Genomic DNA, 23,595 nt, shown 5'->3' on the forward strand with positions numbered 1-23,595 from the left:
GAGCGTCAGGCTCGGCCCCAGGCGGAATGCCTCAGCCGTCGACGCCGGTGTTGCCGCCGCGGCCGTCGTTGCCGCCCATCGTCCCCATCGTCCCCGCCGTGCCGGTCGAGCCGTTCGGATGGGTGATGCCGGAACCACCAGCGACTTCTTCGATTTCCATCTCGTCGAGTTCGACGGGCTGCATGTTTTCGGTCTGCATATGCTTCTCCATTGTAGCCGGATATTTCCGGCTTCGTTAACTTAGCGGAAAGCCCGACGCAGCGAAAACCATATTTTTAGGATAGGTGTGGAACTCGAGGAGATCACCTGGACGTCAGACGTCAGCTAGGACTTCTTTGCTCGTGGCTTGCGGGGCGGCGCCTTGCGGACGGGGGTCTTCCGAGCACCACTCTTCGCCGGCGATTTGCGAGGCGAAGCGGGGGCGGCGGAGGATCGCGACCCTCCCGAACGCGAAGGCTGGCGCGAAGCGGCGCGGCTTGAAGATCGCCCTTCACCACGCGGCAAAGCAGTCAGCTTGCGAGGCGCGGGGCCACGCTTTAGGCGCTCCATTTCATCTTCGAGCTCCTTGGTGAACCGGTGCCAGATCTCGATCGCAGTTGCTGGATTCTTCTCGATCGCTCTGAGTTCCCGTTCCAGATCGGCCGTCGCGATCACATCGACCAAGCGGTTGCCGTCAGCTCGAATGACCGCGACGAGTTCGCGTCCTCGACGGGTCGACATGAGCCTCTTGCCGGAGGTCTCGGTAAAATGCCGCCAGGCGAGCTTCTCGATGATTGCAGCGCGTGTGGCTGCCGTCCCGAGTCCTCCGCCAGACTGGAGAAGCTCCTTCACCTCCGGGTCGTCACTCTTGGATCCGGCCGTCGCCATCGCTTCGACCAGAGAACCTTCGGTATAGAATGCAGGAGGCCGCGTGACCTTCTTCAGGACCTCCGCCTCATCAACCTGCGCCCGCTGACCGTCCTTTACTGCCGGCAGCATCTTGTCGGCGTTCGGGTCACTTTCCCCGGGATCGTCTTTACCCCACACCGCCTTCCAACCGGCTGTGCTGATGATCGTGCCGGACGCCTTGAATGGGACACCCTCGATCATGCTTGAGATCGTCGTCGTCGCGCCCTTTGCGTCGGGCAGGAGGGCAGCCAGAAACTGGCGTGCCACCAGGTCGAACAGCTTTGCCGCGTCCGGTCCTAAAGCGACGACATCAACCACCTTGTCCGTCGTTATAATGCCGTGGTGGTCGCCCACCTTGGAGGAGTTGAAAATTTTTGGGCGGATCGTGGGAGCGACGTCCGCAAGGTCCCTGAACGCCGGCTTCTTCCGAAGTGCCGCGAGATGTGCAGGCATGTCGCCCTTGATAGTCTCTGGTAGATGGCTGAACTCTGTGCGGGGGTAGGTGACCGCACCGGCCTCGTACAGCTTCTGGAGCACCTCGAGCGTCTTGTTCACGGGCCAGCCGAATCTGGCAGAAGCTACGGTTTGTAGCTTGGCGAGGTTAAAGGGCGGGGGAGGCGTGAACGTCTTGGGCTTTTTCTCAACCTTGAGCACAGCATCGGCGCCGCGGATGCTGCGGGCAATCTCCTCCGCCTGATCGGGATTGAGAATGCGCTTTTCTTCCGCCGGCGAATACATGAGATCAAGATGCCCCTCGGGCAGATCGAAGCCGGCACGGACCTCGAAGTAGTCCTTCGGCACGAAGTTCTCTATCTCAAGGTCGCGGTCAACAAGCATCGCGAGGGTAGCCGTCTGGACCCGCCCTATCGAGATCGCTTCATCACCATACTCGCACGCGCGCATCTGGTAGTAACGGCTCCAACTCATGCCATCACACCAGTCCATCGAGGATCGCAGGCGGGCAGCCATGTAGTACGGCTTCGTTTTCGAGGCATCCAAGAGGTTGGCGGCGGCCTTGTTGACGCTCGTGGGATCGAGCCCCTCGTTCCAGAACCTCAGCGTCGGCCCTTTCCAACCGGCGTGTTCCAGCACGTACCAGGCGATCGCTTCCCCCTCGCGAGCCGGATCGGTCGCGATGACTATTTCGTCCGCCTTCTTCACGAGACCGCAGATAACCCGTAACTGAGCCCGCGAATTACCGTCCTCAATGGGCTTTCGCAGGAACTTCCGCGGAATGATCGGCAGGTCCGCGACATTCCACTTCTTATAGCGTTCGTCGTACTCGTGAGGCTTGTAACTCTCGAGTAGATGTCCGCTTGCCCAGGTCATCACGTCGCCGTTCGAGAGCGTGATGAAGCCGCCCTCCCGGCTCTTCTCGCCCAGGATAGACGCGATTTGCTGCGCGGATATGCGCTTCTCAGCGAGCCATAATCTCATGTGACCGTTATAGGATGGGAGGGAGATTTGAGCTACAGGCTCGGCGACTGCAGACTGACGCGTTTCATCAACGCGTGCAGGGGTAGGCTCGGGCGAGAGCCTTATACACTCCGGCGCCTGCCGGCTCGTCCAGAGACTTCTCGTCAGCCTGGACATACTGGAAGAGCGCGAGAACCTGCTGATCAACGGTCACGCCGTCGGGCACGCAGGCAGCGTTGCGGGGATCGACCCCAGAGGGCCGGCCTACCGTGCGAACGGCAGCCGTATAGCCTTCGAAATACGCGATGCAGCTTGGATCGCTGACACCCTGCGATACATCGCCTCTGGCGCAAAGGCCGATCATATTCTTGACCGTGAGGTTCTGAGCTGCAGCGGGAGCGATCGGTAGCGCGGACAGAACGGTAAGCGTGGCGAGGGCGAGTATCTTCTTCATGGGCGTTAGTCCTGCTTTGCGGCTTCGTCGTCGCTCGGACACGAAGCGTGATGATACAGTTTCCGATCCCTTTGTAGGATGGAACTCGGGAGAACCGAAGAGGAATCCCGGGAGCCGGACTATTCAGGCGGCCGGGGAAGGGAAGGCCCGCCTACGAGGTTCATACGATCGTCCAGAGCCCTGAGCGCGCGATGGCCTTGCGTGGCCGGTTCAGAGTCCGGGCGAGGCTTCCAAAGGAAGGGGTATTCCTACGCCACAATGTAGGGGCTGCACGTCGGATACAACCGATTCTCGCTGCTAAAAATCCGCTTTAGAAGGCTTACCTAAGCATTTGGAACCCAGCCTCTTTTGGTGCGTGGCGAGACCACTCTGTTGCGCCGATAATTGCTCCATTTCGAGGCGAAGACGAGCGCCCCGTCCTCACTCACCGAACCGTCCGAGAACGCGGCGTGGCGGAGTCTAGGTCCCGGCGAACGAGGAACAAGGTCTGCGCATCTCGATCTCACCTTCCGGTATGCACGCTTCAACGTGCAGCGGCCGCGTGATGTCGAAATGGCGCCAGTTTTCGGATGGTAGTTGGCGTTTGATGCTGTTCCATCCTATACCGTGGCCGAGGCTCAAGAAGGATCACGAATGAAGACGCACATCATCGGCGCGCTGGTCGTGCTCGCAGGTCTGTCTGGCTGCGCGCACAAGCCGGCCTGCTGCGGGCCGCTGCTGCCGCCGCCGCTCCCGTTACCCGACGCCGCTGAGCAGGTACGGGCGAAATCGCCACTTGCCACCGTCGTCGTCGATACTGTCCACTTCGCGACCGATCGTTCAGATCTCTCGGACGAGGCAAAGGACATTATCTATCGGCAGGCGCAGTGGCTACTCCGCTACCCTGAGACGACCGTTGTTGTCGAAGGGCATGCGGATCACCGAGCGTCGGCGACCTACAATGATGCCTTGGGCATGCGACGGGCGCGAGCGGTCAAAGACTATCTGGTGAAGGCTGGCGTCGACGATGCGCGCGTCACCGTGGTGAGCTCGGGAGAGCGTGAACCGGTCACAGGTGGCCGTGACTCGGTCAGCCTGAGCCTCAACCGCCGCGCTGTCACAAAGGAGCGCTGAGCCATAGGCGCGAGAGTCGCCATCGGCTGGGAGGGGGTGGTCAACCGTGAGCATGTCCAGATGCTCCATGAAGCTGTCCACCTCCTCCAGCGCGCTCTCCGTCGTGTCGGCGGACGATGCGCTCCCGGGTAAGCCGGCGCGAATGATACTCGCCAGCAGCTCGATGGCTTCGGTTCTCTTGGCAGGATCGAGATCAACGCGCATCGTTGGGGAGGACGATCAACCCAAGCACGGAAGGAGGCGCCGACAGTTCTTCTGCCGGCGCCTCTCGAGTTAAGCCGCCAGGCGGGCCTCGTGATCTACGCGACGCGTGCCAACCACATTCTGCTCGTTGATGTCGACGATGATTTGCGCGACACCTTCGAGCTCAGGCAGGTCGTACATGTCGTCAAGAAGGATGTTTTCCACCAGGCTACGCAGGCCACGGGCGCCGGTCTGAGCCTTGATCGATTCTTCCGCGATCCGTCGCAATGCCGCGTCGGTGAAAACCAGTTCGACGCTTTCGATGTCGAACATGCGGTGGAACTGCGCCACCAGTGCGTCCTTCGGTTCCGTCATGATCCTGACAAGCGTGTCCACGTCCAACGCGTCCAGCGTTGTCAGCACTGGCATTCGGCCGAGCAGCTCTGGCTTCATCCCAAACGCCATGAGGTCAGCAACGGTCACGTGCTTCATCAGGTCGCCGGAACGACGCTCTTCGCCGGTGCCCACACGCGCTCCAAAACCGATCGAGGTCTCCTCAAGCCTTCGCTCGACGATCTTCTCTAGACCGACGAAGGCGCCGCTCCCGATGAACAGGATGCCTGAGGTGTCGACCATGTAGGTTGCAGCGTCGGGGTGCTTGCGACCACCGCCCTTGACTGGAACCGATGCCAAAGTCCCCTCCATGATCTTAAGAAGGGCGTTCTGTACGTCCTCGCCCGAAACGTCGCGCGTGACCGACATGTTCTCCCCCTTCAGAGCGATCTTGTCGATTTCGTCGATGAAGATGATACCGCGTTGCGCACGAGCTACGTCTCCATCGGCAGCCTCGATGAGACGGCTGAGGATGGTCTCTACGTCGTCGCCGACGTACCCGGACGCTGTGAGGCTGGTTGCGTCTACGACAGCGAAGGGAACGTCGATCTTCTTCGCCAGGGCCCGTGCAATCTGCGTTTTGCCGCTCCCGGTCGGGCCCACGATGACCATGTTCGACTTCTGCAGGCCGATGTCGTCGAGAACCTGATCGTGCGCCAGGCGCTTGTAGTGGTTGTAGACCGCGACCGACATGACACGCTTCGCCTTCTCCTGGCCGATGACGTAATCGTTCAGGTGCTCATTGATCGCGCGGGGCGACGCGAGTTCTGCGATAGCGTCCAGCGCCGCGTTCATGGCGTCTTCCCCTTCCAGGCGCGTGGCTGTCGCAGCAGCTGCGCCAGCCGACTGCGCATCCAGCTCCGCGGAATGCTCAACACAGCCGTCGACGCACTCATTGCAGATCGCAGCGCTCCCCTCTGAGAAGATGCGCTTAACCTGCGTGTTGTTGCGGCCGCAAAAGCTGCAGTTGGTCTTGTTCGCGTCGTTGCTCATCAAACTTTCCTTTTACTCGGCCTTTTGGCCTTGGCTTTGGGCGACGCGGCCCCTGTTTTTCGTAGTATGGGTGAGACGTTGGCAGTTACGGCTGGAGCGGTTGCGAAGGCTGCGGTCTTGAGCGGTTCTCCCGCTAGCTACCCCGAGCAGACCGCCATACTGATAAGGCTTGCCTCACGTACCGCCCTTTGGAACCGTTCTCGCGTCAGGCAGTGGCACGAAGGAGAACAAGTGGGCTTCTGCCGAGGCGATGCTGCCCTTAGGGTCGGTCGCGATCGAGAGGATGCGCGGCCCCGCCACGTCATCATGCGTGACGCTGTAAACGATGAGACCTGAGGGAGCGTCCTTCGGGGGGCGGCGGGCCGCAATCGTGTAATAGCCCTCGTCGGTAACATATTCGATGGCCGCTGGGGCAAGACCATCCCCAGGATTCCTGCTCATCATCACGGCATGGGCATAAGCCGCGCTCTCAGCGGCGCTGCGGTGTCGATGGCATAGCAGCCATATTGCTCCATCTGCATCGAAGTCGAGCTTCCGGATCAGCGTCGAATGAGAAGACACGACATTCGAGATCTTGATCACGGGGTGAGGCGAATAGCCGTAATGCACCCGACGTGTGACCTCCCCGGTTTCATGCGGATCGTAGCCGGCGACCTCCTCTATAATCTGCTCGTATCGGTAGATGGCAGGGAAGGGCGCAACGACGTTCATACCTCCGGCGTCACGTCCGAAATCGACAAACTGGAGGTCAGAATTTTCCAGCTTCACAGCCATCGTTGTTCTCCGTTATTTTCACTCAGGCCGCGCGCTTAGGGTTTCGCGGTTAGGCATCAGGCATCTGCGTACAACGGGTTTGCCGCACGAAACCCAGATCGACCAGCCTGGGTCGTATGCTCAACATCGATCTCACAGTGCAGGCCATGTCGGTAGATCGATATGATCGTGTCCATGTTCTCCATGAATTGAGGGCGCTTCCCCTCGGGAGCGGCGGCGATCACCTGGAGGCCCAGTTCGTCCATGAACTGGAGACAGGCGGCGATATTCGCGTCGTCCAGGGCGTTGAAGGCCTCGTCGAACAAGGCAAGCCCAAGGCCGTGCTGGCGGCGCCCCGGCACTGGAGTGCCATAGCAAGCGGACGCCAGGGCAGCGGCGATCGCGATGTAGAAGGGAACCTGGCGTTCACCACCCGATCCAGTGCTTGCACGGCTACTGTGCGTGGAAACGATCCTTCCCTCCTCGTTGCGGGTGACGAGGTCGAATTGGAGATAGTTGCGGTAATCCCCCACCAGACCGGCGTCGCCATCGGATTCGATCATGCTCCGCACTCGCGCTACCCCGCGGGCCACATCGGCTCCATAGGTTGAGGGGTTGGCGAACAGGTCCGTCACGTCGTCGGTCTGTTCGTGCACGCGTCGTGCCACCTCTACGATTTCCCTGTAGCCGGCGTCGGTGTCTACCTTGATCTCGTAGAGCTGCCGGTGGAACCGGCGCATAGACAGTTGCCTGTTCAGGTCTGCTATCTGCCTTTTCGCCTCCACTATCCGGGCATAGAGCTTCACCAGGAGGTGCTCGCGAAGTGCACCCTCCATTGTGACACGCGCCTCGTCCGCCTGCTCCTTGTAGCGCCTGAGGCCGTGACCCGCGACGGTCTCAAGCTGCGCATTTACCCATGCTGCTTGCTCGTCGGGACCGGCCTCCGGATCGAACCCTTCTGAACGGTGTCTCCACGCGAACTCCTTGGTCATCTGCGGAGCGGCTCCGCCGAGCCTCGCCGACTGGTTTGCCGCGGTGCGATGAAGGCCCATAATCGATGTCTCGAAGGCATCTGAGCCATGGCGATCGAGCAGACCGCCATACTCCCGTTCCAAGGCGTCCAGATCTGGGGATCGAGCCTGCAGCTGTTCGTCCAGCTTTTCCAGATCGTTTAGCGCCTGAGCCAGGTCCCCGTTCACCGACTCTGCATCAGTACCTGCGCGATCCTGCCGGAGTCTGGTTTCGTAAAGGTCGCGGTCAACGCTCGCGAGCGTTGAGCTGAGGCTCTTTTGGTCCTCTTCAAACTTTTGCAGGACATGGGACAACTCGGCTGGACGTGTTCCCTCGAGGGCGGACGCCCGTTCGCGGAGGGATTTAGCCGATGCCGAAGCGCGTCGAAGAGATGACTGAACATCCTGCAACCGTTCTTCTGTGGGCATTATTCTGCCTTGTCGTAGCTGGCGCTCTGCATCACCCAGCTTTTCCATCTCGCTACGGTGGGCATCTGCGCGCGACTGGCGATCGGCTATCTCGTCCTCCAGCCGAACGAGAGCAAGCCTGCGAGCCTCTCGCCCGAGCATCGGCACTGCCACTCCCTCGATGGTGCGAGCAGCGCCACCGATGGATAGTGTCCCGTCCGACAGCACGGCTTGGTGGCCGCTTTCCAGTGCCTCGACTGCGTCCGCGATAGCGATCGATCCCAGGTGCGCGTCGACAAACGCTCGCGCCTCGGGACTAGCCGTCTCCACTCGCGACGCCAGACTGTCCGATGCTCGCTCAATGTCCCGTTCTGCCGGCACCACAACGCGACAACCGGCAAGGACACGTCTGTTTCGGCGGATCATCGACAAAGCCGCTGGTATGTCCGCGTGTGGCACCACAACCGCTTCCCTGGCCGGCCCCATCACCGCTTCAACGATTTCACGCCATGCATCATCCGGGACCTCCAACAGGTCGCAGACGGGCGTCGCATCGATGCCCGCGTCCGATAGCATATCGAGGAACCGGGCTGTTCCCGCGCCGATCGCGCCGCCGCTTTCTCGCATCCGCTTTAGGCGACCCTGCATGTCGGTCATCTCCGCCCGAAGCACATGCTCGCGCCCGGCAACCGATATGCGCCGCTCTTCGATGCTGCCCAGAGCCGCATCCACGTAGGGAAGGAGGTCTTGGAGCACACCATCAATGCGCTCTCCATCTTCGGGATTTCCGAGCGACTTCACGAGACGCGCACCTCGAGCGGCGACCGCATCCAAATCCAGACCGGAGAACCTGCCACGCAGCGTCATAACGGTGTGAGCCAACGACTGCCCTGCGGACAGCAGTTCATCACGTGTACGTTCAGCTGCTGTGGCGAGGCGTTCTTGCTCTGCGGCGTCGGCGATCAGGGCGGACACCGCCCGGCCGACATCGTCATGCCGTCGGGCCTCCTCGGCGCGGATAATGCTGCGGCACACTTCATCCAGCGCCCCCCGCACTGTTGACGCCTCCCGCTCAAGGGCCTCCCGCTTGGCTGTGAGGGCGGCCAGGACTGTCCGGAGATCGGAACGTCGTTCAGCCACGCGATCGCGCCGGAATCGTGCAAGCATCCACTCATATGTCGCGGCGCGCGTGGTAGCCTCACCTAGTTGACGGTGCTGATCTGAAATCTCCCGGAGCTCGCGTTCTTGCAGTTCGAGATCCCCGATTTTTTCCTGAAAGCCCCGATAGCGTGAGACGGATTCACGCAGGGATTGGATATCAAGTGGGTCAGCCTCAAGGATGTAATCCCGGACAAAATCGTTTGCGCTCGAGATCTCGCGGAGCTGCAGGCCATTGCGGGTGGCACGCAGGAAGCGCTCTGCATCAACCGAGCGCTTTCCCGCGAGGTGTCCGAGAAGCGTCTTGGTGAATGTCCCTCCGAGACGTGAGCGGTAGTCCTCCACCGGCTGGGATCGAGATCGCAAGCGGCTGATGAACGCGTCATATGGCAGCGGCGTGCGGCCGCTGCCCAGGTCTGGTTCCAGGAAGTCTTCGGCGCACAGATCTCCGCCCGGGAGAATGAAAGCGCCGACGGTTTCCTCCTCCTGATCGCCGGCTCGTGCTAGCAGGGATATCCCGGCCGACAGGCGCTGGCCTTGCTCGCCCTCGAACGTAACACACACGTAGGTAATCGAATTCTCACGCATACGCTGGCCGTCGACGGTACCCAGACAATATCCGTGCACCGAGCGGGACGGCTCATCCCGGTTGCGTCGCACGGATCCAGATGTGACGTTGCTGCTCGCGTTGAGCTTGAGGTACCGTCGGTTGTTCGCGGTGACGACAAGTTGGATCGCGTCCAGAAGCGACGACTTGCCGACGCCGTTTGGCCCCAGGATGGCCGTAGCGCCTCGCATCTCGATGTCCTGGACCGAGTAGAGGTACCAGTTGACCATCGACAGTCGGACGATGTGCGTCATTCTTCTTCACCTTCGAGCAGACCCGGCTGTGCTGCCCCTTTTTCCGAGGTTGCCCATTCCTCAAGCCGGCCCATCCAGTCATCCCCCGTGAGGTGTCGGATCGCGGGCCGGATCACCACCTTGCAACTGGAGATGCCACTCTCGGGCTCCGTGACACGTATGAAGCGCCGGCGATCGAACGCCCGGAGCATTTCATAGGCGCGCGACCATACAGGCCGAGGACGACCGGACATGGGTTCATACCGGTCAAGAACGTCATCCGAGGTCGTCTCGACCTCGCCGTCGTCGCCCTGCCCAAAGTCGGAAACGCCGCGTTCGAAGACAGAACGCAGAACCAGCAGCAGGATCGTCTCGTCGTTTTGAAGAACTGAGCGAGCCATCGGATGCAGCGGCACCAGTGTGAGCATGCGCTCGCGTTCATCCACCACCAGGCTCCGGCCCACCGCGGCCATGAGATCGGTGAAGTATTCGACATTCCTCGCGACAATCTCGTAGTGCTTCTGGCACCCCCAGTCGTCCCGGAAGACGCATTGTTGGACGAGCAGGCGATCCGCTGCGGCCGAGAAATCTGACGCTTCGTAGCCGGTGCCGGAGTTCCGGCGGGCCTCCAACGTCTCAAAGAGGTCGGTCAGCACGCTTCGCTTCTCCTGGACAGCATGAACGGATGGGAAACCGTCCATCCGTTGTCGTGGTATGTGGACCGGTCGACAGACACGTCATAGAGATCGCGCAGGCGTCGGCTGCCGTTGATAGACAGCGTCCTGAGGCGCTGCAGCATGATGACGTGGACAGGATCGGTCACGGTGATCTCGGTGGATGAGACGGATCGGCGTGCGCCAAGTGCGATCTCAGCGAACTGGACCACGTCGTTGTCGCGGGGTGTCATGGCGAGCGCATGCGCGCGCAGAGCTCTTCCAAGCTCGATCAGGTAGACGTTGGGCTCTCCAACGCTGACAGCCGTTGGAGGCGGTGGATCTCGTCGAACGCGAGGACGCCGCAGGGACGCAGCAGAGAGCAACCGAAGGTCGGGCGAGAGATCGGAAGGCGCAGCGACCGGGTCTTGCATCGCAGAGCCCACGTAAGACGCCAGGCGGGCCGTCTTGGGCCCGAGCGCCTCGTCGACCTGCACCATGTAAGAAAGCGTTCGCACGATACGCTTCTCGAGCCGCATTCGAAACTCGTCGATCTCGTCTAGCCTGTCTCCGGACTGGACGAACACGGAACCGATGAGGGCAAGGTGTTGCGCGGCCCTCTGGAGCCCCGCGTCGGCATCGGGGGCAAGCCCTTGTTCGACGTACCCTGCGGCGACCTGGGCGAGGAGAGCTTGATCGGAAAGATACGCGCTCGTCGCGGAGATGACGCGGTCTCGGTGGCGGAAGGGATTATTCCGGGTCTTGAGCGCCCGATAGTCGGCGATCAGGCTCCCAGCCACAAACTCGTCGAAGAACCCTGAGAGGATCGCATCCGGATCGGGGCTGGCGAGAATGCGGCGCTCGATCGCGCGCAGTCCACTCAAGACAGATCCGAGGTGTTGACGGAAACGTCGGGCCCGGCCAGCCGTGTCTGCCAAGGCTGCCGCTCGCTCTCTGGGCTCGTCGCCCACGTGCGTCACAACAGCATCGATTGCTGAGATCGTTCCTCCATAATGCTGTGCCTCACCGGTCTCGATGCCGTCGAGTGCATCCAGAAGGAGGGCGACACCTGGCTCCACATCGACCAGTACGTTGTACCCCCGTCGATGCTCAACAAGCCAACCAGCTTCCACCAGCCTGCGGTAGGCGAGTTGCGGGTTCTGGGTGATCTCGGTCCGATCCCCCGTCACCGCACTCATCACGGCACCATCAACGTCCTCGTTGCGCATGACGTCGGAAATGAAGCCAACCACATCCTCTCGACCCCGTTCTGCCTCGACCTCGTCGACGAAGAAATGGCGGTACACGGCCATGAGAAGGCGGGAGTAGCCTCGTCGCGACGGCGATGCCAATGGCCCGAACAGGCCGGGCGGAAGATGCCCAAAAAGAGCGTCAGGCGTGTCTGCCGTGCGCGTCGGGGAAACCGTGGAGGCCATCGAACAGTTGTAGGATGGATCGCACGATCCGTGTAGGTTTCGGGCCCGCGATCTAGACGATACGCGACGTCGGCATCAGGCACACGACTCCCTTGCCGGTCATGTGGAAGACCAGCCCTTCGCCCGACCGGTGCATGTTGATCACACCCGACACAAGCGGGCCGAGTTTCACATCGATGCTTTCGCTAAAGAAAAGCATATAGTCACCATCGACTGTCAGCTTCTCGCTCCCATCAAGGGTTAAGAAGCTGAGCTCGTTTTCCGAGACTGGGCTTTCTACGATTGCGAGGCCATATCCACTGAGCCTCGGCTGCACCAACTGGTTGCCTGACATGACCCCCGAAACAGTGTTGTGCTTCTTGGTGTCGACCTTGACCTTGCCGCTACAAGCGTAGAACGCCCGGTCATCGAGCAGCAGCGGCCCGTCATCATCGAGCTCCACGATGATAAAGTGCTTGCTCGCGGGTTCAGCCCAGATCTCTCCTGTGCCGGTGTACTTCACGCCGTAAGGGGATTCACCGGTGCCGGCCGATGCGAGCTGACGCGAGAACCAGCCTTTCCCCGGCTCATGCTTCATCACGTCCACATCGATGTTGCCCTTCATGTACTGCAGCGCGCCAGGCTCGAGGATGACGGAGGCGCTCTCTAGGCGCACGCATATCTGATGGACCGCAACCTCTTGTACATGCGGCTGATAAGAGATCGTGGCTGCACTGCCTGCTCCCACGGGGACCGGGAGCATCTTAACGATTTGGCGAGCCTCTCTGTACCGCCAGACCTCGAAGGTCACACCATCCGCCGTTTTCGTATCGAGAAGTTCGCGAACAAGATCGGTCATATTGCTCTCCTATGCGGCTATGGCTTCTTGACTTTCCGCGACCCTCGCCAGGTGACGCAGAACGCTCTTGCGTACGTCCGCGAATTGCCCGTGATAGACGATGCGGCATGACGCTTCGTACTTGTTCAGAATGTCCACGATTTCGTCGGGACAACCGTAGGATCGGAGCTTCTCTGCTTGCTTTGCGGTGCAGGGCTCATTGAGCCACCGACGGTTATCCAGGCGGCTGTCATCTCGTTCAATCGTCCGGATGTAATCGGCTGCCGCGGCAAATGCCTGCCGGCGCGAACCGACGTGGAGGACCTCCACCGCCCCCCAGGGACGGGTCGCGGTCTTCCGACCGATCGCAACCCACCGGTGGGGATCCCCACGCTTGCCCTGCAGCACCGCGGCAAACCCATGTCCTCCTGATACCAGCAGTGTGCGGCCGTCCCCGTGGATGTCCGTCCAACGGAACTGGGACCGATTGAGGTTGATCTCCTCGAGTATCGGTACGACCACCTGTTCCGGGGCCCCCTCCTCAGAGGCAGGCCCGGCCACCTCCAGGGTATCCCTTGCAGGCGCTTCCTCCTGCTGTCGGGCATCGAGGACATCGTGTTTGAGGGACGTTTTCTCGTCGAGCTCGGAATGCCGTGCCGCTGCCCCTGCGAAGTCGAGGAGGATCATATCCCACTTGATGACGTCCGGGAATTCTTCGGCGTCGACCACGCGCATGCCCCGTCCGATCGCCTGAAGGAACGTGCTGAGATGTATCATCGCTCTCAGGATGATGACGCAGGAGGTCGGAGTGTGGTCGAACCCCTCGGTAAGTATCAGGCAGTTACATAGAACCGGGAATTCGCCAGCCTTGAACGCCGCAATCGTTGCGTCCCGCTCAGCTTGTGGCGTGTCCTTGTCGACGGTTCTGGCGTCGATCCCTTGAGCGATGAACGCTGCAGCCACGTTCTTGGCGTGTTCGATGGTGGAGCAGAACGCGATCGTGGGCCGATGCTCCGCTCTTGCCCGCCACTGGTCCACCACAGCCTTGTTGAAGGCCGGAGTATCCAGAATTTTCGCGACGCCGACCTGGTCATTCTCGCTGCCTTGGGCAGCCTCCGCAATCTCCGCATCCACGCCAAGGTTCACGCAGAAAGCGCGCGGGGGTACGAGGTGGCCTTCGTCGAGGAGTTCCTGAATGTAGATCCGGTGGACGATCTCGCCGAGTTCGTCCGGAAGCGGTTTCCCGTCGGACCGGTCGGGCGTGGCAGACATGCCGAGAACGACTATTTTGTCGTTGTTATGCACCGCCTGGCGGATAATTCGCTCCCAACCGGGCGCGGCCGCATGATGGCACTCGTCGACGATGAGGTCGGTGAATACCCCCATCTCAGCGAGACGATCAAAGCGGGCGAGCGTGGGCACGTTTGCGAAGACAACCTCGCCGCTCCAGTCGTTCTTTTTGCCCATAACGACAGAACATTTCAGGCCGCTTATCCGTCCGACCTTCTTGAGGTTCTGGGATACAAGCTCCTTCGTATGCTGAAGGACCAGAAACCGTCTCTTCTGCTTCCCGGCCTTTTCCTTGCGTTCCTTCACCCACAAGCCGGCCACCACTGTCTTACCCGCTCCCGTCGGGAGAACTAGCGTGGCCCGGCGGGCTGTTTTGACCCGCTTCCTCGCCTTAGCGAGAGCGGTGGTCTGGTATGGACGTGCGAGCATCGACCCTTCCAGCCCTTAAGCCACGAGGCTATGGCTAAAGGCGGTCAGCAGGAAGGCGGAGGTGTAGGTAGACACCGTTCACCGACGCTTGCTCAATCGCTGACATTGCTCATGTGTTGGCGGCTCCAGTCCGATTGATTTCATGGCTTCGGCAGTTGCATCGGCGGTTTGGCGCAATTGCTTTACCAGCCACTCCAGTCCGAAATATGGATTATGCAGGTCCTGCTTCATAAGAGCCGCCGTAATCCGCGCCGCGTAGTTCGCGCTGCCATCACGTGAAAGTTCCTTAAGGCTCAAGCCGGTAGCCTTTTCGAATTCCTCGGCAACTGTGACCAAGGAAGCGTTCAGACGAGTGCGTTCTTGGACGCGCTCTTCAATGCGCCGTTCGATCTTATCGCGCTCGGAAGCCAGTGCTTCGTCGGCGACTCGTTGTGCCTGCTTGCTCAACTGTTGGTCCGAGCGGCGCAGCAACGCTGCAAGAAAGTCTCGACTAATTGGATCCGGCCGCCGACGCTCGGCCGGAACCGGTGTCGTCCAAATCCGCCCGTCGAATACGCGGAGTCCCCACCCCGAAGGGAGCTCCTCGGTCTTTACGACTCCCGGGGAGGCATGCACCCACCAGAAATCGCAGTAGCGGGCTATCTGTTCGGCTTTGCCGGGATCCTTGAGTTCGCGCTGCCAGTCAGAGCGATGGGTCTTTATCTCCACCCCCTCGAGATCGATCCCGCGAGAGGGCCAAAGCCCCATGATCACAGCATCGGCGAGACGTGAGTGGCGCGCGCCCGTAGCATCGCCGACCTCCCAAAGAATGGCGTGGACAGGAGCCTTCCATTGCCGTGACATGGCTATACGCATCATGTCAGTGGAGATGTGCACCTTCTCTTTGGTGCTCTTCTTTCCTGCCATGTCAGCGCCGATACGTCATGATGATCGCCTGGCGTGCAAGCCAGGCGAACTCTGGTCCGGTGATGATGCCGTAGGCGCGCAACAGGGAGACAGGGTCTCCAGTGGTGACCCGGGCGACCGCTCCCACGATGCAGATTGCGACCCCGTGACGGCAGCGATGTTCGTTGCGCTTCGAGGAAGATCTATTGCGATGGTTATACCCGCGGGAGCATCCAGGCTGGCTTGTCCCACGGGCACAATCTCTCAGTGAGAGGTCTTGAAGGTCTCGATGGCCGAGATGCGGCGCTTGCCCGAAAGTGGATCCTTGATGATCTGCACCACGGTGAAGCGTTCGCGCATTTCTGCGATCGTGCCGGCGACGTCCAGGTTTGGGTCCTGGTGCTGAATGCGCTTGCAGAAGGTTGCGAGCGCTGATTCCGGATCTTCTGCGTGGATCGTCGTCATCATCGATCCGTGCCCGGAGCCGGTGAGCTCCCAGATTGTCTTGGCGTTGCCAGTCGAGACCTCACCACAGATGATGATGTCCGGCGTCATGCGGGTCACGAGGTTGATCGCCCCACCGTCGTCAAACTTGTTCACCTGCTCGGTGCGGGAAAGCACGATATGCACCCGGTTCGGATGTGGCACCGCCAGTTCCCGGGTGTCTTCGATGGTCATGAGCCGCAGCTTGGGATCGAGCTCGGTCAGGATCTTGTTCAGCAAGGTCGTTTTGCCCGTGCCGGTGGCGCCAGAAACCACCAGGTGCGAGCCCTTGTTGATGGCGTCACGCAGTTTCGAAAGATCATCCGTGGACGTATCTGGCATCTCCTTGAACTTCGGAGCTGCCTCGACGCGAACGCCGGCGACCAGACCGTAGTGGGAGAACTCGATGAGATTGTCATCTCGCGGAGCCTGTCGGATTGCCATGCAGACGCCGCCGCGGGGCTGCGGGATGTCGTAGATAAAGTTCTTGTACATTCCGGCCGTGAAACGATGCCCACCCGGAAGCTGGGTATAAACGACGGGCATCTTTCCCGCGCCGTCGCCGAACTTCTGGTTATTCGCATTAGCGAGGGCACGGCAGCACAGTTCGAGATACTCAAACGTAAGGTTCGGGTCCTCTACGGAGAACCACAAGGATTCCCCGAAAGCCGCACGACGTCGCTTGATCCACACCTCACCCGGCTGGTTGATCGCGATCTCTTCGTGATCCTTGTGCGTATAGTACGGATGGAGATGCCGGAGGATCGCATTAAGGATCCGGTCTTGTTCGGGGACGGCCTTCTTCTTGCCGCCTCCCAATTCGACGATGTTCGACATATTGCTCACCTGTCCCACGGGGCCTGATTGGTTCCGTTCGAACCAGAGTTTCCGCCCGATGTGCCGTTGAGGACACGAGGACCAGGGCTCGGCGCGCCTGGAGCGATGTAGTTTCCGTTCGCGTCAATCTGACCCGTGCGAATGCCACCGTCGCCGCCGCCATTCTGCGGGGATGGCTGCTGAGGCTGTGCCTGCTGCGGACCCTGCTGGGTATTTGAAGGACGGAATCCTGCAAGGGACCCGGTGCGAGCCGGGAAGCCTCCACCCGCCGCACCGTTCGGTACGCCGCGGGAGTTCGGATCTTGGCGTGCGTCCTTCTCGTTTGCAGGCTTGAGGCGGAGATCATTGGCCGACCAGACCGTAATGCGAGTACCGGCGGGAACCGTGACCTGCACCGTCAACTGACGCCGCCGACCGAAGAAGTCGGAGTTGATCTGCTGGATCGACTGACCGAGCTGCTGCGCGGCCACCGCTCGGCCGTCTTGCGTTTGGGTCGCACCGCCTACACCGCCGCCGGTGGTCTGGACCTGCTGCCCCCCGAGGCCGACCGTAGCACCCGCCTGGACGAGACCAGAAAGGACGGTGAAGCCGTAACGCTGGAGATTGCGCTCGTTCACGCGGCCGGGGATCCCACCACGGCCCATCGCATCGCCGCTAGCGGCGTCGAACAGGAAGCGCGTTCCATCGGGACGGATCAGTTCGGTCCACTGAATGCCGACGCGCTCGTTGCCGCCGCCGACGTTGCCGATGACCTTCGTACCACGGGGAATAACGATGGTGCGACCGTTGTTGCCGTAGACATCGCGATCAACCATCGCGACCGCGGTGACCGTGGCGCGGGTATCGATCGGAACGACCAGCACGGCTGGAAGAGGCTTGTCCGGGGTGATGACCCGAGCCATGTCGGTCGGGAAGCTGGAGTAGTTGCCCTCCACGCCGATGTTATCCCAACTGGTGTACGGCGAACGAGCAGCAGCTTGCAGCTGATTGGCTCCCTGGGGCTGAGCCCCCTGCAATCCCGAACCCCGACGTGCGTCCAAATAGGCGCCCTGGTACTGCTCGCGAACCGACGGCCCCTGAGGAGCAACCGTGGCTGCCGGGGCGGACTGCGGCGGGATCGCTCCAACCTGGCCAGCGTCGACCATGCCGGGAACGGGCGCACCAGGCCCCGTCGCGCCGAGAGCGCGGGTCGATACCCCGGTCAAACCGAGTGTCTCTTGGAACTCCTGAACGCCGGGCGTCGGGTTGCCGGGCGTCGCGGGACGTACTGTCTCAGCGATAACACGGACAGACGTGTTGACCGTGCGATCCCCAGTCCAGTGAACACTGGCGTTGCACGATTTCCCAGCTGCCAAGCGGCTGGGAAAGGCAGGGCAGTCGAGGTTGCTGATCTTGATTGCCGGCGCGTCGGCCTGCGGAACCTGGATGTCCTTGATGCCGACCGCCCCATTGTTCGCCGTGAGCGTCACGAGGATATCGCCCGGCTGATCAGGATTGAAGGTCAACGTTGCGGGGGACATGCTGAGCGTCCCCGCCACTTCGGTGGCTTCTGCGGCCACAACCGGAGCCATCGAGTCTGATGCGCCGAGCGTCTCTCGCGGAGCTGTCGGCTTATCCGATCCGAAGAAGAGGAAGTACATCAGGCCGAGCAGGACGAGCATGCCGATGCCGCCGACCACTGGGATCATGATCTTCTTTTGCTTACGAGGATCCATCGCCATTTCTCGTCACCTGTTCGCAATTACCGAGCACGCGGTCCCGCCCGCGGAAAGCTCGGCACAAAGATCCGCGCCTTCGGCGACGGTCGAAATCGGAACCACGCGCATGCGCTTCTGACCGTTGTCGGCGGCGACATACTCGACGCGCTTTCCGTTCAGAGCAGTGGCATGCTTGCCCTTCTGCTGCTTCCATTGAGCGGCAAGAACGGCTTCGTCGCCGACACCCAGATCGACGGCGTACCCTGCGAATGCGGCCGCCTTTGCGACCGGAACGAGAGCCGAGGACGCTGGAGCGGGCGCGAGGGACGCCGGAGCAGGGGCAGGAGCCAGGCCCGCGGCTGGGACTACAGAAGCCGGGATGTCGACCGCCTTGATGGCCGAGCGGACCACCACCGGAGGAGGGGCCTGAGCCGCAATCTTGTCGATCTGCGCACCCGTTACACCAGGACGGCCGGTGACCGGAGACGGAGCGAATGTGACGTCGGCCGGCTTCGTGACGGGCTTATCGACCGTCGACCGCGAACCCGGCTGAGGCCGGATGGTCGTGGGCATCGGCGTTGTAAACTTCGGCTGCGGAAGGGGTACAACCTTCGTGTTTCCCTCTCGGCCGACCGTAGCGGGTGTCGCGGGAACAACGGTCTTCGACTGTGTCGACCGCAGAAGGCCATGCCCCTGGGGAAGATCGGTGGGCACACGGATCTGTTGCTGGCCGGCCGTGTTATACTCGACCAGCTCCTTATCCTTCGCGCTCACCGAGCCCTTCTTCCGGATGCAAAGCATGCGCTGGCCGTTGCGCAAGACGATGTCGCCGAGCGCTTCAACGACGATCATGCGTCCGCCCGGTCCTGCGGTTCGGAAACCCACTGGCGTCTCGACGCCCTGGATCACCAGCGAAACCATCGGCCACTCGGCGATCTGAGAGGCGTTGGGGCCGTAATCGATGTAGGTAAAGCGGTCGTCTCGGAACACCTTGTATGGCAGGATGCCGCCGACCTGCTTGCGAGGCACGTAGACCGTCAGATCCTCGACCACCGTGCGGGGGTCGAAGTCATAGTTGTCGGAATAGTCGTCCTTGCCTTGTTCGGCGGGGTTGCTGCTGGCGTATGCATCCCGAACGTCTGCAGCTGTCGTTGCCGGATCGGCTACTCGCGCCCCAGGCCGGCCGTATGACGGCGTCGCGATGAAACCCTCGTCGACCGCCGCTTCCATGACGCCCTTGCCCGGAAGGGCCACATCCACGAGGAAGTCGGAGATCGTTTTCGAGTTGTACCCTTCGGAGCGCAGGTAGAAGTTGAACACCTGGTCGTCCTCGGTGAACACGACGAGGCTGGTATCCACACCCGGATAAAGCGCCTTGATGGCAACAGTGGTTGGCGTAGGCACACCAACCTGGAAGCCGGCGTCATCGCCAGAGAAAGCCTGGGCGACGCGCACCCCCTCAGGGAGCTTGATCGTCGTGATCATGCCCTCACGAGTTCGGATCGGAAACACGTCCTCCTTGTTGTAGAGGTACCGAACGTACCCCGGACGCTTGCGACTTGCGCCGCGCGTACGGAGTTGGTCGTTCCATGCGTCCTGCGTCAATCCGAGCGACTTGACGTTGGTCGAGCGCCCAGGAGAGGCCCCACCCTTGTCCGACCCGGTCTGAGCGCCCGCCAAACCGGGGACAGCAAGGATCGACAGCGCGGTCGCCGCGAGAAGAATTCGCTTCACTGTATCAGCTCCTGCGCGTGACGGAATAATCGGTGACGGTGAAGCCGAGCGGGTTCAGCAGGCGATCGTTGAACTGCACGCGCTGGGGCTGAAAGGCGACGCGCATGGTCGCGACCCACTCCTGACGGCTCTCCCCTGCTTGCACGATGCCCGATTGCGCAGCCGAGGCATTCACTCCGAAGCCGCCCGTCGACGGAGCGGGAAGAACCTGACCCGACGAGTGATCGACAGTCGTGAAACTGACCTGCCATGTGCCGCCCGGAAGGAGGTTCACGGTGTTGATCTGAACCTCACGCGAGTAGTTCTGCGAGACCAACTGCTTGAGCTCGTCATCGGCAGCCTTGCGGAACGCCTGATATGCCGGCAGCGCGGTCTGGGCGGCAATGCGGGATTTCGGGCCCCACTGCTGGTTCATAACCGCGAAGTCCGGCGTCACCTTGTGACGGAGGGAGACGTACTGACGGACGCTGTCTTCGGTGGCGAAGCGCATCGACTGTGCGTCCGCCTCGAACGCCTCAATCCGAACCACCTGGCTTTCCTGCCCCTTGAAGGTCACCATGTAGGGAACGACCTTCTGCAACGGGAAAATCGTGATCATCAACATGATCAGTGCCACGTTCATGAGGCCGGAAATGACGGCGACCAATGTTACTGATCGGAGGGTCCGCTCGATAGCACGCACATAGGAAGGCTGATCGCTGACGTTTTCGGGGTATTCACCAAGATCGTCGCGGACACCGTCGTCCGGCGCCTCCACGCTGGGCGCGCGCGAACCTTCAATGTCGTCACCGACTGCCTTGCCGAGACTTACTGCCTTCGACTTGTCACCACGACCGAACATTCTACGAATTCCCCTTCGAAACCGGAAGAACCACCGGGTCGCACTTGCCCTTCCCTACGCAGGGAGATTCCTGCAGGTTGTTGATCCCACGACCGACGCCGATCGGGACCGAAGTGCTCTTGGATTGGGCGCTACACCCCGTGACGAGGGCAGCGGCGAGCAGAACAAGCACAGATCGCATGGTCATGGTATCCCTTCCTAGGAACGTTCTAGGATGACTGGGTGGAAACAGGTAGCCCTATTTTCAGGATAGCAGCTACAAAAAAGGGGCCGCGGGGGCGCCGCGGCCCTTGTGGGGAAACATTTATCCGAAAACTAACGCGCTACGTAGTAGGGACTGCTGGGGTTGCTGGATCCGCGCAAGCAGGCTTCCATTTCCTCGGCGCCCATCGATAGCGGTCGGCCGGCCCCATCGGTTTGGGTCGCCACATAATCTGCCGCGGCCTGGCACTGAGCCGGATCGAAGCCGGCATGGTCCGGCAGTTGGACCCCTTGATTGAGGACCGCCTGGAGACGAGCGAGTTGGCCTCGCGCAGCTTCAATCGTGATGGGATCCGAAGACTGAGTGAGGGCGGCGCCGAGCTGATCGCCCTCCGCGGCAATCTCTCTGAGCTTCTTGGTCACTTCGTCCTGCGTGAGCGTCGTGGAAGTTTCGCTCTGGGCCTCGCTTTTGTACGCGTCGGCGGCCTGCTCCGAGAACGCTGCCTCCGTGCAGATGCCACCCGAGCCCTCTTCACCATCGATGCGCGGAGAGAACTTCCAGGCGACCTCCTGACGGACGTCCTCCCAGTCATACAGCATCTGGGCGAACTCGGCCTCGTCCGCATCACCCTTGATGTAGCTGTCGATCGAGCGCCCGTTGTTGTACTGGTCACGCTTTCCGTTCACCAAGTTCTTGGCGATGCTATTGAGCATATCGTACTTTATCGGGTCACCCCAAGTGCCGATGAACTGCCGAGGATCGGTCTCAGAAGCGAGAAGCTGCTGAACATCGAGATTGCGCTTCTGGAACTCGACCCCCAGCGACGCGATGTCGCGTGAGCGCAGAGCGTCCATCTGGCTTTCCCAACTCGAGAGCGCGGCTTTCAAAGCGCTCTCGATATAGGGACCGTTGCTGCACTTGCCCTCGTGACAAGCCCACTCCCGCGCCTTGATCGGCAACTGAGCCTGAAGGTTCGCCTGGCGGTTCTGAGTGTCGAGGCAGTCGTTCTTGGCGACGCTGACGATAGACTGAAGTTGCTCGGCGCTACGGCTGCGACCGAGCAGGTCGAGGAGGCTTTGAGCCTCGAGAGCCAACGTCGCGATCCGCTGCAGTCGAGCGAGGTCGCCATTGTCTATTGGCGCTTGCGTTGGGCCGGTGGCCACGGATGCCGGCATTGCGGCCGTGCCCTGATTGACCGGCATGTTCGTCAGCTGGGACGTCGAATAAACCTGAAGGTACGCCTGCCAGAGATAGTTCTGGGTGGCACGCGCCTGGGCGAGCGCCCGCTTCGCCTCGCTGTTGACTGCCCAGTCGGTACGCAGATCGTTCGACTTGCACGCGGCCGACTTGATGCGCTTGGCGTCTGCCACGGTCGCATCGAGGGCCTGTCCCTTTCGCCACGCAAGCGCGATGCCATCAACGGCTGCACCGCGTGCCGCCGTCTCCCGCGCAATCGTCACTTCGGTTACAGCGTCGCCAGAGGCATCGCCTTCAGCGAAGAACTTCGTGCTTCCGCTTTTGGCCTCGGCAAAGCTAGTCGATGCTGTCACGCCTGCGAACGAGTGCGGGAGATCCTGGAACACCTGCTTGTCGACCAGGCTGGGCTGGTTCACCGCCTCGTTGAGCTTGCCCATGATGTTCTGCATGTTCGTCCAGCCCTTGATCTCCTGGATCTTGGCCTGAGCCTTCTGTGCTTCCTGGGCACGCTTCGTGGCGATATCGGCGAGACGCTTGTAGTCGAACGTGATGCAGGGCGGCGGCATCGGCGAGCCGATGAGCATGCACGGGCTGACAATCTGAGCGTTAGCCTGCTGCGGCATCAGCAGAGACGCACCGAGGGGTCCGGCGGTCGTACTGACGCCGAGAAGCAGAATCTTCTTAAACAGTGCGCGCATTGCCGTATCCCTCAGGCGACGTTCTTGTTCTAGCGTACGCCGACCGACGCGCTGTCGCTGTTGATCGCGCTGGCCGAGTGCACCTCAAGCAACTGCGCGAGCAGCTGGTTCGTCACCGCGGTCTGCCGCAATGCCGCAAGTTCCACAGCCGTGTTAGCGGCAACGTCACTGCGCAAATCCGTCGAGGCGGCGACCTTCTTGCTAAGCTCGTTCATGGTTTGCTCGACGCCGTTCAGATCGTTCTTGGCGTAGACGGCGAGGGCATAACCCGAGGTCGCCGAGTCACGCAGCGCCGCCTGGCGAACCCCGCTACGCGCCGAGATATCGTTCATCGTCGCGTTACCGCTCTTGTAGAACGCCTGGATCGCGAACTTGCGGCCCGACTCGATGTTCGTCTTTGCTTCGCTTGCGAGCGCCGGCGAAATGCCCAGATCCTTACCGACGTTCGAACTTGGCAACGCGTCGAGCATGCCCGGCAGAGTCCCCTTGAGGCCAGCCAGCGCGCTCGTGGGACCATCGAAGCTCAGTCCGGGGAGCTTGAACAGGTCACCGGAGAACTTCTTGACGTTTATGGCGTCCCCGAGGGTGCCCTGGATGCCCTGCACCTGCTTGAGCTGCTCCTGCAGAGCCTTCAGCTGCTGGACACCCTGCTGGACGACCTTCATCGTCTGAGCGATGTTGCCCGGATCGATGACCGGGATGCCGCCAGCATTGGCGGGAGTGGTAAATGCGGTCGCAGCAAGAAGGGCGACCGCGCCGGCAACGAGCTTGTTCATAATCACGCTCC

Annotated in this window: 18 protein-coding genes; 1 reads left to right on the plus strand and 17 read right to left on the minus strand. The window is 61.3% G+C overall.

The genetic code is table 11. From position 1 onward, the window contains the following. Positions 1-31: 31 nt before the first annotated feature. The 3 genes from QP045_RS01585 to QP045_RS01595 form a co-directional block, all read right to left on the minus strand. Positions 32-199 carry a hypothetical protein gene (locus tag QP045_RS01585; RefSeq protein ID WP_422513198.1) on the minus strand — a complete coding sequence of 56 codons (168 nt, stop codon included), beginning with the start codon at positions 197-199 and terminating at the stop codon, positions 32-34. Positions 200-324: 125 nt separating this feature from the next. Then, positions 325-2,325, minus strand: a complete 2,001-nt coding sequence (locus tag QP045_RS01590) for a DNA topoisomerase (protein WP_422513199.1) — start codon at positions 2,323-2,325, stop codon at positions 325-327. A gap of 67 nt (positions 2,326-2,392) precedes the next feature. Next, positions 2,393-2,758, minus strand: a complete 366-nt coding sequence (locus QP045_RS01595; protein WP_422513200.1) for a Rap1a/Tai family immunity protein — start codon at positions 2,756-2,758, stop codon at positions 2,393-2,395. A 633-nt stretch (positions 2,759-3,391) separates the two neighbouring features. Between QP045_RS01595 and QP045_RS01600 the strand changes: the two genes are divergently transcribed. Then, the gene (locus QP045_RS01600) at positions 3,392-3,871 is read left to right on the plus strand and encodes an OmpA family protein (RefSeq protein ID WP_422513201.1); all 480 of its coding nucleotides are present in this window, start codon (positions 3,392-3,394) and stop codon (positions 3,869-3,871) included. 273 nt (positions 3,872-4,144) lie between these two features. Here QP045_RS01600 and clpX read toward each other — a convergent pair whose 3' ends face one another. From clpX to QP045_RS01670, 14 genes are all read right to left on the minus strand, one after another. After that, positions 4,145-5,440, minus strand: a complete 1,296-nt coding sequence (clpX, locus tag QP045_RS01605) for an ATP-dependent Clp protease ATP-binding subunit ClpX (RefSeq protein WP_422513202.1) — start codon at positions 5,438-5,440, stop codon at positions 4,145-4,147. Positions 5,441-5,614: 174 nt separating this feature from the next. After that, complete coding sequence (locus QP045_RS01610) at positions 5,615-6,214, minus strand: hypothetical protein (RefSeq protein WP_422513203.1); 600 nt, start codon at positions 6,212-6,214, stop codon at positions 5,615-5,617. Between the two features lie 56 nt (positions 6,215-6,270). After that, entirely contained in the window at positions 6,271-9,630 is a 3,360-nt protein-coding gene (locus tag QP045_RS01615; protein WP_422513204.1) for an SbcC/MukB-like Walker B domain-containing protein, read from the minus strand. After that, positions 9,627-10,265, minus strand: a complete 639-nt coding sequence (locus tag QP045_RS01620) for a DUF4194 domain-containing protein (protein WP_422513205.1) — start codon at positions 10,263-10,265, stop codon at positions 9,627-9,629. Before QP045_RS01620 ends, QP045_RS01615 begins: the two co-directional genes overlap by 4 nt. Beyond that, a complete protein-coding gene (locus tag QP045_RS01625; RefSeq protein WP_422513206.1) occupies positions 10,259-11,575 on the minus strand; it encodes a Wadjet anti-phage system protein JetA family protein in 1,317 nt (438 codons plus the stop codon). The genes QP045_RS01620 and QP045_RS01625 overlap by 7 nt, the downstream gene beginning before the upstream one ends. Positions 11,576-11,750: 175 nt before the next feature. Further along, on the minus strand, positions 11,751-12,536 hold the full coding sequence (locus QP045_RS01630) for an AIM24 family protein (RefSeq protein ID WP_422513207.1): 786 nt from the start codon (positions 12,534-12,536) through the stop codon (positions 11,751-11,753). Between the two features lie 9 nt (positions 12,537-12,545). Next, on the minus strand, positions 12,546-14,234 hold the full coding sequence (locus tag QP045_RS01635) for a DEAD/DEAH box helicase (RefSeq protein WP_422513208.1): 1,689 nt from the start codon (positions 14,232-14,234) through the stop codon (positions 12,546-12,548). Between the two features lie 78 nt (positions 14,235-14,312). Next, positions 14,313-15,140 carry a hypothetical protein gene (locus QP045_RS01640; RefSeq protein WP_422513209.1) on the minus strand — a complete coding sequence of 276 codons (828 nt, stop codon included), beginning with the start codon at positions 15,138-15,140 and terminating at the stop codon, positions 14,313-14,315. A 243-nt stretch (positions 15,141-15,383) separates the two neighbouring features. Next, entirely contained in the window at positions 15,384-16,439 is a 1,056-nt protein-coding gene (locus QP045_RS01645; RefSeq protein WP_422513210.1) for an ATPase, T2SS/T4P/T4SS family, read from the minus strand. Positions 16,440-16,444: 5 nt separating this feature from the next. Further along, positions 16,445-18,160 (minus strand): TrbI/VirB10 family protein, encoded by a 1,716-nt coding sequence (locus tag QP045_RS01650; RefSeq protein ID WP_422513211.1) that lies wholly within the window; start codon positions 18,158-18,160, stop codon positions 16,445-16,447. 6 nt (positions 18,161-18,166) lie between these two features. Next, on the minus strand, positions 18,167-19,870 hold the full coding sequence (locus QP045_RS01655; protein ID WP_422513212.1) for a TrbG/VirB9 family P-type conjugative transfer protein: 1,704 nt from the start codon (positions 19,868-19,870) through the stop codon (positions 18,167-18,169). Between the two features lie 4 nt (positions 19,871-19,874). Next, the gene (locus tag QP045_RS01660) at positions 19,875-20,627 is read right to left on the minus strand and encodes a type IV secretion system protein (protein WP_422513213.1); all 753 of its coding nucleotides are present in this window, start codon (positions 20,625-20,627) and stop codon (positions 19,875-19,877) included. A 399-nt stretch (positions 20,628-21,026) separates the two neighbouring features. Beyond that, positions 21,027-22,808 carry a hypothetical protein gene (locus QP045_RS01665; RefSeq protein WP_422513214.1) on the minus strand — a complete coding sequence of 594 codons (1,782 nt, stop codon included), beginning with the start codon at positions 22,806-22,808 and terminating at the stop codon, positions 21,027-21,029. Between the two features lie 29 nt (positions 22,809-22,837). After that, on the minus strand, positions 22,838-23,584 hold the full coding sequence (locus QP045_RS01670; protein ID WP_422513215.1) for a type IV secretion system protein: 747 nt from the start codon (positions 23,582-23,584) through the stop codon (positions 22,838-22,840). Positions 23,585-23,595 lie beyond the last annotated feature (11 nt).

The organism is Sphingomonas sp. 3-13AW, assembly GCF_049311085.1.
Taxonomy (GTDB): domain Bacteria; phylum Pseudomonadota; class Alphaproteobacteria; order Sphingomonadales; family Sphingomonadaceae; genus Sphingomonas.

What these genes read in the sequence shown, in the direction of transcription:
- QP045_RS01630 (WP_422513207.1), bottom strand. Translation starts at nt 12,536, where the DNA reads ATGACCGATCTTGTTCGCGAACTTCTCGATACGAAAACGGCGGATGGT.
- QP045_RS01600 (WP_422513201.1), top strand. Translation starts at nt 3,392, where the DNA reads ATGAAGACGCACATCATCGGCGCGCTGGTCGTGCTCGCAGGTCTGTCT.
- QP045_RS01640 (WP_422513209.1), bottom strand. Translation starts at nt 15,140, where the DNA reads ATGGCAGGAAAGAAGAGCACCAAAGAGAAGGTGCACATCTCCACTGAC.
- clpX (WP_422513202.1), bottom strand. Translation starts at nt 5,440, where the DNA reads ATGAGCAACGACGCGAACAAGACCAACTGCAGCTTTTGCGGCCGCAAC.
- QP045_RS01615 (WP_422513204.1), bottom strand. Translation starts at nt 9,630, where the DNA reads ATGACGCACATCGTCCGACTGTCGATGGTCAACTGGTACCTCTACTCG.
- QP045_RS01590 (WP_422513199.1), bottom strand. Translation starts at nt 2,325, where the DNA reads ATGAGATTATGGCTCGCTGAGAAGCGCATATCCGCGCAGCAAATCGCG.
- QP045_RS01585 (WP_422513198.1), bottom strand. Translation starts at nt 199, where the DNA reads ATGCAGACCGAAAACATGCAGCCCGTCGAACTCGACGAGATGGAAATC.
- QP045_RS01670 (WP_422513215.1), bottom strand. Translation starts at nt 23,584, where the DNA reads ATGAACAAGCTCGTTGCCGGCGCGGTCGCCCTTCTTGCTGCGACCGCA.
- QP045_RS01635 (WP_422513208.1), bottom strand. Translation starts at nt 14,234, where the DNA reads ATGCTCGCACGTCCATACCAGACCACCGCTCTCGCTAAGGCGAGGAAG.
- QP045_RS01595 (WP_422513200.1), bottom strand. Translation starts at nt 2,758, where the DNA reads ATGAAGAAGATACTCGCCCTCGCCACGCTTACCGTTCTGTCCGCGCTA.
- QP045_RS01650 (WP_422513211.1), bottom strand. Translation starts at nt 18,160, where the DNA reads ATGGCGATGGATCCTCGTAAGCAAAAGAAGATCATGATCCCAGTGGTC.
- QP045_RS01645 (WP_422513210.1), bottom strand. Translation starts at nt 16,439, where the DNA reads ATGTCGAACATCGTCGAATTGGGAGGCGGCAAGAAGAAGGCCGTCCCC.
- QP045_RS01610 (WP_422513203.1), bottom strand. Translation starts at nt 6,214, where the DNA reads ATGGCTGTGAAGCTGGAAAATTCTGACCTCCAGTTTGTCGATTTCGGA.
- QP045_RS01665 (WP_422513214.1), bottom strand. Translation starts at nt 22,808, where the DNA reads ATGCGCGCACTGTTTAAGAAGATTCTGCTTCTCGGCGTCAGTACGACC.
- QP045_RS01625 (WP_422513206.1), bottom strand. Translation starts at nt 11,575, where the DNA reads ATGGCCGTGTACCGCCATTTCTTCGTCGACGAGGTCGAGGCAGAACGG.